Origin of the sequence: Serratia sp. CY55921, assembly GCF_052167655.1 — a bacterium.
GTDB lineage: Bacteria > Pseudomonadota > Gammaproteobacteria > Enterobacterales > Enterobacteriaceae > Serratia > Serratia ureilytica.
In genome coordinates, this window is sequence record NZ_JBJNMU010000002.1 from 353,977 (window position 1) to 368,686 (window position 14,710).

9 protein-coding genes, 1 tRNA gene and 1 pseudogene are annotated in these 14,710 nt (G+C 43.3%); 6 read left to right on the forward strand and 5 right to left on the reverse strand.

Features of this window, described 5'->3' with window-relative positions:
* Window position 1 precedes the first annotated feature (1 nt).
* Window positions 2-559 (reverse strand): type IV secretion protein Rhs, encoded by a 558-nt coding sequence (locus tag ACJ8M3_RS15495; RefSeq protein WP_089197629.1) that lies wholly within the window; start codon window positions 557-559, stop codon window positions 2-4.
* 416 nt (window positions 560-975) lie between these two features.
* On the opposite strand from ACJ8M3_RS15495, the gene ACJ8M3_RS15500 reads away from it, so the two are divergent.
* From ACJ8M3_RS15500 to ACJ8M3_RS15525, 6 genes are all read left to right on the forward strand, one after another.
* Window positions 976-1,218 carry an ash family protein gene (locus ACJ8M3_RS15500; protein ID WP_089197628.1) on the forward strand — a complete coding sequence of 81 codons (243 nt, stop codon included), beginning with the start codon at window positions 976-978 and terminating at the stop codon, window positions 1,216-1,218.
* Window positions 1,113-1,421, forward strand: a complete 309-nt coding sequence (locus ACJ8M3_RS15505) for a hypothetical protein (protein WP_060434055.1) — start codon at window positions 1,113-1,115, stop codon at window positions 1,419-1,421. The genes ACJ8M3_RS15500 and ACJ8M3_RS15505 overlap by 106 nt, the downstream gene beginning before the upstream one ends.
* A 235-nt stretch (window positions 1,422-1,656) precedes the next feature.
* On the forward strand, window positions 1,657-2,793 hold the full coding sequence (locus tag ACJ8M3_RS15510) for an HNH endonuclease (RefSeq protein ID WP_060434053.1): 1,137 nt from the start codon (window positions 1,657-1,659) through the stop codon (window positions 2,791-2,793).
* Between the two features lie 239 nt (window positions 2,794-3,032).
* Window positions 3,033-5,447, forward strand: coding sequence for a type I restriction-modification system subunit M (locus tag ACJ8M3_RS15515; RefSeq protein ID WP_060434051.1), 2,415 nt, complete (start codon window positions 3,033-3,035; stop codon window positions 5,445-5,447).
* Window positions 5,444-6,754, forward strand: coding sequence for a restriction endonuclease subunit S (locus ACJ8M3_RS15520; protein WP_230201420.1), 1,311 nt, complete (start codon window positions 5,444-5,446; stop codon window positions 6,752-6,754). Before ACJ8M3_RS15515 ends, ACJ8M3_RS15520 begins: the two co-directional genes overlap by 4 nt.
* A 242-nt stretch (window positions 6,755-6,996) precedes the next feature.
* A complete protein-coding gene (locus tag ACJ8M3_RS15525; RefSeq protein WP_089197627.1) occupies window positions 6,997-10,014 on the forward strand; it encodes a type I restriction endonuclease subunit R in 3,018 nt (1,005 codons plus the stop codon).
* Between the two features lie 130 nt (window positions 10,015-10,144).
* Here the strand turns inward: ACJ8M3_RS15525 and ACJ8M3_RS15530 are convergent, their stop codons facing one another.
* From ACJ8M3_RS15530 to ACJ8M3_RS15545, 4 genes and pseudogenes are all read right to left on the reverse strand, one after another.
* Window positions 10,145-11,185 carry a DUF4917 family protein gene (locus ACJ8M3_RS15530; protein WP_089197626.1) on the reverse strand — a complete coding sequence of 347 codons (1,041 nt, stop codon included), beginning with the start codon at window positions 11,183-11,185 and terminating at the stop codon, window positions 10,145-10,147.
* 217 nt (window positions 11,186-11,402) lie between these two features.
* Window positions 11,403-12,642, reverse strand: a pseudogene (locus tag ACJ8M3_RS15535) (tyrosine-type recombinase/integrase).
* 198 nt (window positions 12,643-12,840) lie between these two features.
* A tRNA-Leu gene (locus ACJ8M3_RS15540) sits at window positions 12,841-12,925 on the reverse strand.
* A 992-nt stretch (window positions 12,926-13,917) separates the two neighbouring features.
* Window positions 13,918-14,637 (reverse strand): LuxR family transcriptional regulator, encoded by a 720-nt coding sequence (locus ACJ8M3_RS15545; RefSeq protein ID WP_033641699.1) that lies wholly within the window; start codon window positions 14,635-14,637, stop codon window positions 13,918-13,920.
* Between the last annotated feature and the right edge of the window lie 73 nt (window positions 14,638-14,710).

Here is a 14,710-nt window from a genome sequence, read left to right on the forward strand (position 1 = left end):
ACTACCTCTGACGTAAAAACTCGGCTAAAACCTGCTCGTACTGTAAACGAATTCTATTGTTTTGGGGACCCGTGTAATTCACAAAACGCCCAATACCATATGCCCAAGCATCATAGCCATATTGTATTAACAACCAATAATCGGCAACGATACAGGCTTGTTGTTCCAAAGAGTACTTTGTGAGCGTCTTATTAGCGTCTAACTTATAAGTGTAATTAGCTGCCCAACTAAAGGCACCTCTGAGGCGGACCCACTGCCCATGCTGATGCTGCCAAACATGGGCAAGCTCATGAATAAAGAAATGTTGTTTTGCGTAATTATTTACCTTAGAGAAATCAGCCAGGCATTCCTCCTCTCGGAAATATATCTCGCCGTTGGGCGACATACCAACATGCTTACCTTGTAAACCAAAGAGTAAGTAACTATCGCAATGAATCCATACACGGTTGTAGACGATCGACTTACCGAAAACACGTCGAGCCATGGCTATTTCACCCAACGTCATAAGTCGTAATGCTCCCTCTTTCACTTGTTGGCCTTTCTGTTCTTTCGTAAGCATGAGTCAAATTCCCTATGACCATTTGAAATCGAAATCTTAGCGACTACTTCTCAGCCAGTCTAGATTATATTTACTTATTTATAAAATAACGGAAAACCTCATGATAAATTCATCTTGTGAATATATTAACTTAAGCCATCAAAATAAAATTCAAATAAAGATATTGAGAAAAAGAGAATATAAAGAAGATGAGCATTCATAGAATAAATAGTTGAATCTTACAACTCATTAACTGCGATTCATATTCCATATTAGAGATGAAATGGCCTGTAATTCCATACAGCTTATTTTTTCCTTTTACTGATAACGCTATAGTTTTCCCGCTGCGGCAAAATCCGCAGCCGGAGTTAGCGTTCCGAACACTTACACAAGGCAGCATTATGTATATAATGTTGGGGCTTTAAACATCCAGAATTATGGTGGCCCAAGTGGGGGCTTCGCAAGAAGCGCCGGTTTCCTTAGTGTCCGGTAACGCTAACTCCGCTTGGGCTACCACCATGGGTTTAGCGTCTCATGTGGTAGTACGCATACTACACACTAAGGATAAAGACACATGGAAAATGTCGCCATCACTGAAAACACCACAAGTACCCTCACCCTTTATCGCCAACTGTTTAACCACCTCGATCTCAGCGCTTTTAACCCTTCAGAACTCTTAGACCTGGCAGCCCTCTCTGCCGAACAGGCGGAAGGGCTGTGCCACGGCCTGATGCTGTTCGGCCATTTACTGCAAAAGCACCCACAGTTGGATGCCGAAGGCTGGGAGCAGATGAATCGCTACCTCAACGCCACGGCGCATCTGGTTCCTGCGTTGTGTAATCTTTATGGGCGGGCACTGCGGGAGATGGAAGCCTGCGGCTAACGTAAATGACAATCAGGGCGATGCCTGCACTCGTCGCCCTTCCCACCCACGATTTCCAATAGATCTGACTGACATATCACAACAAAATCATTCATCAAGGTAGGCATTTCCTCCCCTACCTGGCATAGTTAACGCATTCGGTAAATCGATGAGTTAACTGCTGGGTATTGATGCATACTGCTCTCGTTAGCAAGCACATTGCTCAGAGCCAACTCGGTAATGTGAGGGAGTGGTTTTGGCAACTTCAATAGAGGCGTTATCTTCAAAAGAGGCGTTATCTTCAAAAGAATCCGTTTTAAAAGCCATCGAAGAATATAAAAAGCTTGGCCGAGATGAATTCTTAAAACAACATAAAATAAAGCGATTTAAAAAATACACCCTTCTTTATAATGGCGAGAAGTACGATATCCGAGGCATTGCCGCTAGAGCATACAGTGAGCAGAATGGTTATCCGTTTAAGGGAATCAACGCCGATAGCGGAACGGAAAAAGCCATCCAGTTTCTCAAAGATCTCGGTTTTGAGATCGCCGAAACACCGCATCCTTTTGAGATACTGGAAAAAGACGAAGTTTATAAACGTAAACACCTCCACGACCTCTATGGAGGGCAAGAACAGGGCGGAATATCGACACCTAAAGAATTCCCCGTGATCTTCATTTTCACCGGCGAGACTGGCGAAACTCATGGGTACAAAGATGGATGGTCTAACAACGACCACTTCTCCTACACGGGAGAAGGCCAGAAAGGTAACATGCAGTTTACCAAAGGCAATAAAGATATCCGCGACCATAAAGAGAATGGTAAGGATATACTTTTATTTGAATATAACAAAAAACGTACGGGCGTGAAATTTGCTGGGCTATTTGAGTGTGATTCATGGAACTACGCTGAATGTAAAGATACTCAAGAAAACATGAGGCAAGGGATAATTTTCAATCTATTCCGTGTATCTTCTGCCCAAGATTCTGCTCATGAGATTATCTCATCAGAAGTAGGCCAGAAGGAGGAGAGTTTAGAACAGTTGCGCGCAAAGGCTATAAAGTCTTCAGAGATATCAGGCCAGCGCCAACAGAGTGACAGCAAAAAATCCTGGTTCAAACGTAGCGAAGACGTAAAAAAATACGTGCTCAAGCGCGCCAATGGCATCTGCGAAGCCTGCGATCAGCCTGCACCGTTCAAGAAAAGAAATGGTGATCCCTACCTCGAACCCCATCACACTAAACGCCTAGCCGACGAAGGCCCCGATCACCCGCAGTGGGTAGGTGCCATCTGCCCAACTTGCCATCGACGGATTCATAGCGGAGTGGATGGGAAAGAGGTGAACAAGGAGCTGATGGTGAAGTTGGAGTTGAAAGAGGTCAATTTTAAATAGCTATCGTGGGGTCAGTCCAAGCCATCTGCCATGTTGTACATGCATGAATCTTAAGCTGTTCGTTAACACCATCTTTCCATACTAGCTTAGGGCTGGACTCAGGAGCGTACTTGGTTAAACTGGGACGATTCGAAACTATCTTTGGCTGCTTGTACCTTTGTGTGAACTTACCAACAGTCATGCAGGCCAAGTTTAGTTCTTCATTCAGATGTAAAAATGAGCAGTGATTAGGAAGAAAAATGGATCATAGTGTACACAACAAGCTTATCTCTTTTATTTGGAACATTGCCGACGATTGCTTACGCGATGTGTACGTTCGCGGTAAGTACCGCGATGTGATTTTACCTATGGTGGTTTTGCGACGTTTGGATACTTTGTTAGAGCCAACCAAGGAAGCTGTGTTAGCGGAAGTTAAGTTCCAAAAAGAAGAGATGCAAGCTACAGAGCTAGATGATGAGCCCTTAAAGTCAGCCAGTGGCTATGTGTTTTATAACACGTCAAAATGGACATTGAAGTCACTGTTTAACGCCGCAACGAACAACCAGCAAATACTCCTGGCAAACTTTGAAGAGTACTTACTCGGCTTTAGCGATAACGTTAAAGAAATCATTGAATGCTTTAAACTTAAGTCACAAATTCGCCACATGGCCTCGAAGCAAGTTCTGCTGGATGTGGTTGAAAAATTTGTCTCTCCTTACATCAATTTAACGCCAGTAGTCGTTGAAGATCCCGATGGCTACAAGATGCCGCCACTCACCAACTTGGGTATGGGCTATGTGTTCGAAGAGCTAATCCGCAAGTTCAATGAAGAAAATAACGAAGAAGCCGGTGAACACTTTACCCCCAGAGAAGTGATCGAGTTGATGACGCATTTGGTTTTTGACCCGGTGAAGGGCCAACTTCCACTCACTATGACGGTTTACGACCCAGCTTGTGGAAGCGGCGGCATGTTGACTGAATCTCAGAGTTTCATTGAAGAGAAATATCCTGATGACAGCCGGGACATCTATCTATACGGCAAAGAGATTAACGACGAAACCTACGCGATCTGCAAATCAGACATGATGATTAAGGGTAATAACCCTGAAAACATCAAAGTAGGCTCTACATTATCTACGGACGCATTTGCGTCCTCTCGGTTTGACTTTATGTTGTCTAATCCACCTTACGGGAAGAGTTGGGCATCAGAGCAAAAATACATCAAAGATGGTAATGATGTAATTGATCCTCGCTTTAAAGTAAGCCTGAAAGATTATTGGGGCAACGTAGAAGTGGTTGATGCCACGCCACGCTCGAGTGATGGCCAGTTACTGTTCTTAATGGAAATGGTCAACAAGATGAAAGACCCCAGCATCAGTCCGCTCGGTAGCAGGATCGCATCTGTTCATAACGGCTCATCCTTATTTACAGGGGATGCGAGTTCTGGTGAGAGTAATATCCGTCGGTTTATTATCGAAAACGATATGCTGGATGCTATCGTACAATTACCTAATAACCTGTTCTATAACACAGGTATTACTACCTACATTTGGATTCTCAACAACAATAAGCCCACTTCTCGAAAAGGCAAAGTGCAGTTGATTGATGCCAGTTTGCTCTATCGCAAACTGCGCAAAAATTTAGGCAATAAAAACTGCGAATTTGCACCTGAACATATCACTGAGATCACCAATACCTACCTTTCCTGCGTGGATGTTGAAAGGCAGTTAGACATAAACAATGACCCTATTGGTATTGCTAGCAAGGTATTTAGCAACAACGACTTTGGTTACTATAAAGTCACAATTGAACGTCCAGACCGACGTAAAGCACGCTTTACTCAGGACGCTATTGCAGCATTGCGTTTTGATAAGCAGTTTAGCGACGTCATGACGCACTTATATGCCGAATATGGTGATGATGTTTATAAAAACACAGGTTTCGGCAGTGATCAGAAAAAGAGTTTTCTGAAATCCATTGAGAAGGAAATCTTCGCCTGGTGTGAAGAGAACGAAATCAGCTTAAATGCAAAAGCCAGAACCAAACTACTTGATGTCAAGAATTGGTTGGCACTTAGAACCGTTCTGGAAACCGCTCAAAAATTGATGTCTGACATTGGCGATAATGAATTTGATGATTTTAATGAGTTTACGAGCCTTGTTGATAAATCACTTAAAGTGAGTGGTGTGAGGTTATCTGCATCTGAGAAAAATGCCATCTTGAATGCCGTTAGTTGGTATGACGAATCGGCAAAAAAAGTGGTTAAAAAAGTCGTTAAGTTAAGTGGTGATAAATTAGATAACATGCTTGCTTGCTATGAATGCGGAGTGGACGATTTATCTGATTTTGGCTACTACCCAACCGAAAAAAAAGGTGAATACATTACTTACGAAACAAACTCTGATCTCCGGGACAATGAGTCTATTCCATTGAATCAAAGCATTTATCAGTACTTTCTCGACGAAATAAAACCGCATGTCGATGAAGCCTGGATTAACCTAGACTCCGTGAAAATTGGTTATGAAATCAGCTTTAACAAGTATTTCTATCGTCATAAACCGCTACGAAGCTTGGACGTAGTAGCAAGAGATATCATTAATTTGGAACAAAAAGCAGACGGGTTGATTGCGCAGATTTTGGGCACGAAAGTAGCAGAAGTACAGAGGGATAAATGATGGGCAACTTAGCTTCAATGCCTAAATACAAGGCATATCGAAATTCAAGAATTGAGTGGCTTGGTTTTGTTCCTTCTCATTGGAACAAGGTACCATTATGTTCTATATCAAAATTAAAATCCATTGTAAATCAGCCACATGAGCAATTATTATCAGTTTACTTGGATAAGGGAGTTATTCGCTTTGATGACGTCGACGCCAAGAGAACAAATGCGACAAGCACTGATCTCAGTAAATATCAATTAGTAGAACCAAGTGACTTTGTATTAAATAACCAACAAGCATGGAGAGGTTCAGTCGGAGTATCATCGTTACGAGGTATTGTTAGCCCAGCCTATTTAGTATTGGAGTTATCGAAGGATTTATATCCTCAATACGCTAACTACTTGTTTAGAGATGGTTCAATGGTAGCCAATTACTTAATTAACTCTAAAGGGGTGGGAACAATCCAGCGCAATCTGTACTGGCCACAATTAAAGAGAGCCTTAATATTTCTACCTACTTTCGAGGAACAAGTATTAATCTCCAATTTTCTTGACAAAAAAACAACACAAATTGACCAAGCGATTGCGATAAAAGAGCAGGAAATCAATCTGCTGAAAGAGCGTAAGCAAATCATCATTCAAAAGGCAGTCACGCAAGGGATTGATCCAAACATCAAGCTAAAGGACTCCGGTGTCGATTGGATCGGTAAGATCCCAGAGCATTGGGAAATCCGTAGAAGTAAGTTTCTATTTGCACAAAGGAAAGAACGGGCATGGAAAGATGATGTTCAGCTTTCAGCAACACAGGCTTATGGTGTAATCCCACAAGAGCAGTACGAAGCATTAACAGGTAAGCGAGTCGTTAAAATTCAACTCCATTTGGATAAAAGAAAGCATGTCGAAAAGGATGATTTTGTAATTAGCATGAGAAGCTTCCAAGGCGGCTTAGAGCGAGCCTGGTCGCAAGGCTGTATTCGATCATCCTATGTTGTTCTTAAAGCATTAGAGGAAATTGACCCTGGATTTTATGGGTATCTATTAAAACTCCCCTCCTACATTGCTGCCTTGCAACAAACCGCGAGCTTTATTCGAGATGGGCAGGATTTGAATTTCGATAATTTTTCACAAGTAGATTTGTTTATTCCTCCAATCCGTGAGCAGCGTGAGATTGCGAATTACGTCAGCTCATTTATGACATCTTCTGATGAGGGTATCGAGTTGTTGTTGGCACAAATTGAGAAACTCAAAGAGTACAAAACCACGCTGATCAACAGTGCTGTGACAGGCAAATTAAAAATTACACTAGAGATGGTTGAACAATAGGACACTGCAATATGTTCACGGTGAATTATCAAACCAGCTCGGTCAAGGCCAAGAAGTTCAACGAACGTGGCTTTCGGAGCTCTAGCGCACGCAAAAATCTTAGGAAACGGACGGCGGCAGACCTGAAACACTAAGCAAATAATTGCAGATGGCACTAAAGAAAGATGGTTTTGGTGATGCCCGTGAACATTTAGATATATTGGCACTCGATAGAGATGTTTTGAATAAGGGATCTTATAACCATGGTTAGTCAAACCAATGAACAAGCATTAGAGTCAACCATTGAAAGATGTTTGGTAGGTATCAGTACTGAGGAGCTCAAAGGTGGCCTAAGCCCCCAGTACTCCGGTGCAGGGTATGTCATTGGTGCTTCTAGTGACTTTAATATGCAATATGCCATTGATGAGCGTTTTTTCTGGCAATTTCTAGAAAAGACACAGGAAGCTGAACTGACTAAATTACAAAAAAATAATCCAGCAGATTGGCAACGCAAGTTATTGGAACGGTTTGATCGGCTCATCAAAAAGCACGGTATTTTGCACGTACTCAAGAAAGGCCTGAGTGTAGATGATGCCCATTTCATTTTGCTCTACCCAGCACCACTGGCGAGCAGTAGTGAGAAGGTAAAGCGAAACTTTGCTGGTAACGTTTTTAGTTGTACTAGGCAACTACGTTACTCGTTAGCAAATCCTTTACAAGAAATTGATATGGTATTGTTCATCAACGGCGTACCCTTAATCACTCTAGAAATAAAGAATGCCTGGACGGGACAAACAGCTCGCTACCATGGGCAAAAGCAATATCGTGACGATCGTGATGCTACCCAGCCATTACTGACCTTTGGCCGTTGTTTGGTGCATATGGCAGTGGACACAGACGAAGTTTATATGACGACGAAGTTGGCGGGCAACAATACATTTTTCTTGCCATTCAATAAAGGACACAATCTTGGCCAAGGTAATCCCCCTAACCCAACTGGCCACAAAACGGCGTATCTATGGCAAGAAATATTCACCAAAGAAAGCCTTGCCAACATCATTCAACACTTCGTACGTCTGGATGGCACAATCAAAGAGCCATTACCGAAGCGAACCTTATTTTTCCCTCGATACCACCAGTTAGATGTTGTCAGAAAATTGGTCGTTCATGCTGCTACTCATGGCGTTGGTCAGACATATTTAATTCAACACTCGGCTGGTTCTGGTAAGTCTAATTCAATTACCTGGGCGGCCTACCAGCTTATTGAGACCTATCCTACTAGCGAAGCTGCGGCAGGTGGTAAAAGCCTGGAGCAACCTTTATTCGACTCTGTGATTGTCGTGACTGACAGACGTCTGTTGGATAAGCAATTGCGGGATAATATTAAAGAGTTTTCAGAGGTAAAAAATATTATTGCCCCTGCGCACAAATCATCTGAGCTTAAGCAAGCACTTGAAAACGGCAAGAAAATCATAATTACGACGATTCAAAAATTCCCGTTTATCATTGATGGTATTGCCGATCTGAGTGATAAGCGTTTCGCCGTGATCATCGATGAGGCACACAGTTCTCAGTCAGGTTCAGCACATGACAACATGAACCGAGCAATGGGTAAGGCTGGAGTTGAAGAGGCTGAAGATGCTCAGGATAAAATTCTTCAGGCAATGAAGTCGCGTAAAATGCGAGGTAATGCATCGTATCTGGCGTTTACGGCAACGCCGAAAAACAGCACGCTAGAAAAATTTGGAGAGCGCCAGGAAGATGGTACGTTTAAACCCTTCCATCTTTACTCGATGAAACAAGCTATAGAAGAAGGTTTTATTCTGGACGTGCTTGCCAATTATACGACTTACAAGAGCTATTATGAGATTGAAAAATCGATAGCTGACAACCCAGAGTTCGATACTAAAAAAGCCCAGAAAAAACTTAGAGCCTATGTTGAGCGCAGTCAGCAGACTATTGATACGAAGGCAGAGATCATGTTGGAGCATTTTGTGCCTCACGTGGTAAATGCGAAAAAGCTCAAAGGCAAAGGGAAAGGGATGGTCGTAACTCAAAACATTGAGACTGCCATTCGTTACTACAAAGCCATCAAACGTATACTTGAAGAACAAAGCAACCCATTTAAAATTCTGATCGCATTCTCGGGTACGAAAGAAGTTGATGGAATTGAGTACACTGAAGCCGATATCAATGGCTTTGCCGAAACTGATACTAAAGATATGTTTGATACTGATGAATATCGACTTTTAGTTGTCGCCAACAAATATCTCACTGGATTCGACCAGCCAAAGCTTTGCGCGATGTATGTGGATAAAAAGCTAGCGAGCGTCTTGTGTGTGCAAGCATTGTCGCGACTCAACCGTAGTGCACCCAAGTTTGGAAAGAAAACAGAAGATTTGTTTGTACTGGATTTCTTCAATTCTGTCGAAGACATTCAGTTAGCATTTGATCCGTTTTATACAGCCACATCTTTGTCGCAAGCCACCGATATCAACGTGCTGCATGAGTTAAAAGATGAAATGGATGATGTGGGGGTTTATGAGTGGCATGAAGTTGAAGAGTTTGTAATTCGTTATTTTAATAATGAGGATGCCCAAACTCTTAGCCCGATTATCGATGTTGCAGCAGCTCGTTTTGACTATGAGTTAGAACTCGAACCTGAAGCTAAAGTTGATTTCAAAATTAAAGCCAAACAATTCGTGAAAATCTATGGGCAAATGGCCTCTATCATGCCTTATGAGATGGTGACTTGGGAGAAATTGTTCTGGTTCTTGAAATTCCTCATACCTAAGCTGAAAGTTGAAGACCCTGATGCAGATGCCATTGACGAGCTTTTAGATTCTGTTGATTTGAGTTCCTATGGGCTGCAGCGTGTGAAGCTCAATCATACAATCAAGTTGAGCGATGAGGAAGCCGAGCTTGATCCTCAAAACCCAAATCCACGTGGAGCACATAGCAGTGAAAAGGAAAAAGATCCATTAGACGAAATAATTCGCAGCTTCAATGAGAGGTGGTTCCAGGGGTGGAGTGCTACGCCTGAAGAGCAGAAAGTGAAGTTTATAAACATTGCCGAGAGTATTCGTAATCACCCTGATTTTGAGACTAAGTATAAAAATAATCCTGATCCACATAACAGAAGCTTGGCTTTTGAAAAGATGCTCAAAGAGATTATGTTGCAACGACGTAAGGATGAGCTGGAGCTTTATAAGCTGTTCGCAGGAGACTCGGCATTCAAAGCATCCTGGACGCAAAGCATGCAACGAATGATCGGTGAGTAAATTGGAACTTCCCAAGATATAATGCCGTATTTGTTGCTGAGGTCAGCGAAAACATTAGAATTGAAGAAGAGTTGAGGTTAATAAACCTCAACTTAATTCATGCCATAAGAAAATCGTTACGGTATTTAAATTAAATGCCCCAAACATTAACTGTTTTTGCATCAAAAATTTTCACTTTCGCGTGGAATTTTGATTGTATTGAACGAATATGTTCCGCGTCACTGTCAGAATAAACCCCAATATAAACACTCCATAGTTTTGGAGGTATTTTATTTTGAGCGTGGGTGGCTTTGTTGATCGCTTCAATGATATGTTCATCATACTCACCAAAATTAAAACCAAAAGTAATCAAAGAGCCATCTAATGATGATAACTTATCAAAGCAATGTGATAAATATCTATTATGCCTAATATGGCTAAGTTTCTCATCTCCATTTCCGGCTGTTACAAAGATTGGATAACTTCCTCTATCGAGTCTTTTTTTAATTTTTTCTAATAAAAAATTACTTTGATCATACTGTTCCTTTTCAATGTCAACCCCTGAGTCAAAAATATGCAAAGCACCATGTAAATAATGAACATTTTGATTCTCTACATTGGGCCCCCACACAAGGTCAGAGTATTCTGGAGTTTCTCCACGGAGCACTTCATCAAGATTTTCTATCTCTCGACCAAAGCCATCGATAGCATTTTCAACATGATTCCGCATAAGAGTCCAATATAGTAACATATCATAATTCGTAGAAAAAACATGCCCACCGCTTTTAATAAATAAATTTAAGAATTCAGCACAAGCAATTATCTTTTTCTCTGGAATTTTATACACATGCTCTGGATGAAGTTGATGTATCGAGCTTAGCAAACCGTCTTTCAACTTTTTATTTGCTAAAATAATATCAGCCTGTAATTTATCATCCGAGCCAAAAGCCTTTAACAAGGCCAATGTCGTATCTAATTGCTGCATTACTAATTCAAAATTTTTAGTTTTTATCACATCAAAAAGTTTATTTATTAATTGATCATCCCTTGATGTTAAAAAATTATACAGGGCATTATATGAGAATATTTCATTATCATATGCCATACTAAAACCATTCCCCATAAGTAGAGAGTATGGCCGAGATTTCTTATGTAAATAAGCAATTACTTCCTCAAAACTCATTATTTCCATTTAATTGTTTACTCCTAAAAAATCCAAGTTTGGATATATTCGCTATTATTCACAGCACTAAGACTAAAGAAGTCGATAGTAAACATCTGTAACCTTCATCACATTTGCATAAGCAGAACATCTTCACATGAAAGAAAATATGTTATAGTTAATAATAATCAAACAGTTAAAGAAGATGCACTGAGATTTTACATAAAAGTATCTCAGCACATTTCAATTATTTTTTAGCAAAATCAAACGGACTAACCCCTTTCTCCCGATTAGCATCCAGATAATCAGCCCACCACTGCAGCATCAACCTTCTCTCCCCCAGATGCTCTGCCTTGTGAATGTAGGCCGCACGCACAGAGTTACGTTTCTGGTGACTCATCTGACGCTCTACTGCATCCCTTGACCTTCAATCAAAGAACTACACGCCATGGTCCTGAAGCCATGTCCACAGACTTCCGTTTTTGTGTCATAACCCATAACTCTCAGCGCCTTGTTCACCGTGTTCTCACTCATCGGCTTACGCGGATCGTGATCGCCCACGAAAATCAGCTCTCGGTTCCCATTCATGCTTTTAATCTTTTCCAAGATAGCGAGAGCTTGCCGCGACAAAGGCACAAGATGAGGAGTTCGCATCTTTGAACCACGCTGAGAATGCTTCACACCCTCCAGCGGTTCACGTTCACCGGGAATCGTCCACATGGCCGTTTCAAAATCCACTTCTGTCCAGCGGGCAAAACGCAGCTCGCTTGAACGGATGAAAACTAACAATGTGAGTTCAACCGCCAGTCGAGTTAACGGCCTACCAGAATAGTGATCAATGCGGTGAAGTAATTCAGGTATACGGTTAAGCTCCAGAGCCGCACGATGCTGTCTTTTCGCAGTAGCAACCGCACCGGCAATCTCTTGCGCAGGATTGTAGTCGATTAAACCACTCTGAACGGCAAAGCGCATAATCGCGGTAGTACGCTGCTGTAAACGGGCGGCAACTTCGAGCCGCCCGGATGACTCGACGGCTTGATGGGGACAAGCAGATCCCGTGTCTTCAATTCAGCAATGTTCCGCTTACCTATGGCTGAAAAGAGATTATCTTCCAGGCTTTTCAATACACGAGCACTGTGCGACTCAGACCACTTTTGATTGCTGGCGTGCCAGTCTCTGGCGACCACTTCAAACGTTATCGCTTCTTGCTCTTGTTCTACCTTAACAGCTTTCTTGTTCTCACTGGGATCGACGCCATTCGCTAATAGCTTACGGGCCTCATCCCTGCGAGCTCTGGCATCTGCCAATGACACTTCAGGGTATTTCCCCAGCGCCAGCATTTTCTCTTTGCCGCCGAAGCGATAGCGAAGCCGCCAATATTTGGAACCGTTAGGGTGAACCAGCAAAACCATACCGTCGCCGTCAGTCAGTTTATAGGCTTTTGCTTCAGACTTAGCCGAACGAACCTTCACATCACTCAGAGCCATGATGAGTATCCTTTCAAGGGTTCTGTGTGGGTACAAACATTATCGAACCGGGATATACCCGCAGTTGTACCCGCATCAGTAAGTTGATGTAGATTGAATCAGGTTGACTTAGGTAGAGTGAAAAAGCGAGGAAAGCCTTGCGGATACTGGATTTCAGGCACAAAAAAAGACGTCCGTTGACGTCTATTGATGTTCCGATGGTGCCGAAGGCCGGACTCGAACCGGCACGTATCTCTACGGTTGATTTTGAATCAACTGCGTCTACCGATTTCGCCACTTCGGCACTGAAGTAGTATGCGGAAAACGGGTGAATTATACCTTCCCGCGACCAGCACGCAACACTTATCCGTTGTTCAATGAGTTAAGTGTCGAAAAAACCGCCGCCACGCGCGTTTGCCCGCCCCATCCTCTCGCTGTGCGCCCTCCCAACCACGTTGATGATGAGCATACTGCATTGCAACGAGCATCCAGGATAAGGCGCCACACTCACGCAATACCATCCGATTCCAGGTTCTAGCATCGTTGCACAGCACAATGATAGCTCCTGTGCCGAACGTCATTCACTCCCACGAGCCAGAACCGCTCACCGCGTTAGCGAGATACGTTCAGGAACCCGCCACGCAGCAGGTCGCAACCCGCCTCCCCATCGCCACTGTCTCACCCTGCGCCTGGCAAAAACAAAATAATCCCCAACCGTAATGGCAATGCTGCAAATAATTGCACGCCAATGTGTCAGCGAATAAAGAATGAGGTTGCGCAACATTCCGAGAACACTATTTTTTCATTAATGAATATCAGATGGGGAAATAAAGAAGCGGAATGCTGCCTTCAGGGGAGAGACGCTATTTCGGTTAGATGGGGGGTTATCTAAAATCACCAGAAAATAGCGTACATACGTAACAAAATAGCAACTCAAGGCGTAAAAACCAGCAGAGAACACTTGCCTCTGCAGAGTTAATAGCTTTAAGATGATGTAAGAAAATTTTCCCTGGTGTTGGCCAATATTGGCAGCCTGACCTACGCGGTCAGGTTTTTTTTTATATTTTTTATCAAAACATTACCGGGAAAGTGTATCGCCTTAAGGGGTGAGAAACTAGTTAGACTAAAGTACAGTCCCTTACTAGACCTTTATCAGTTCATGCAGGTTATTATTTCACATCGTAGAAATCGGGGCCGGTGCTGTATTACTTCCCTCTCGTGAGCCGCCACGCTGCCCACTCAATACCGATTAACGCCCGTCATTTCCCGGTTCGAAAGCCGCCGTGAGCGAGCAGCCTATCCATCCACTGGTTTAATCAGCCGCAGCTCCATCCCCAGGCGCACGGCATGTCGGGCATTCGTTACCCCCAACTTTTTGACGACGTTGGACATATGGTACTTGATGGTGCCGGTCTTTATGCCCAGGATCATCGCCGTTTCCTGGTAGGTTTTACCCACGCTGGCCCAATAGAGGATTTCGTTTTCCCTGTCGGTAAAGCGGGCGTTGCCTTCCAGCGCTGCGGCGTTTTTATCTGACGGCGGGGCCAGCGCCAAATACGACTCATGGATTGAGGCCAGCAATACCGAGATTTCACCTTTACGTTCGATGAGCGCCGGGATGATTTCCGCTTTCTGTTCTGCGCTGAAGGCAAAGGAAAGCGTGACGAGATTGTTGTTGTAATCGTGCAATACGAAGGTATAGCCGTGCGTCACGCCAAACTCGCGGGCCTGCTCGAACAGTTCGGGAAAATGCAGCCCTGAGTCGGCCATGATTTGCTCGTCCCAGGCAAAGGGGGTCAGGCGGTTGCGGGCGGTAATCACCACCGGATCAATGTACTGCAACCCCTGCTCTTGATACTTGTTGACCCATTCAGTCGGGTAGTTGGTGACGCCAAAAATACAGGAAATGTCTTTTTTGGATAACACCACATACGCCCACAGGAGCTCGCCCAACTCCCCCAACGCCGCTTCCAGGCGCTTGCCGATGATATTGCTGAGATTGTATTCGTCTTCCATTGACTGCCCGCTCCCTCTATCCGCATGCCGCAGGGTTGACTATAGCACGACGAAAAGCGACAGGTCGGGGGAG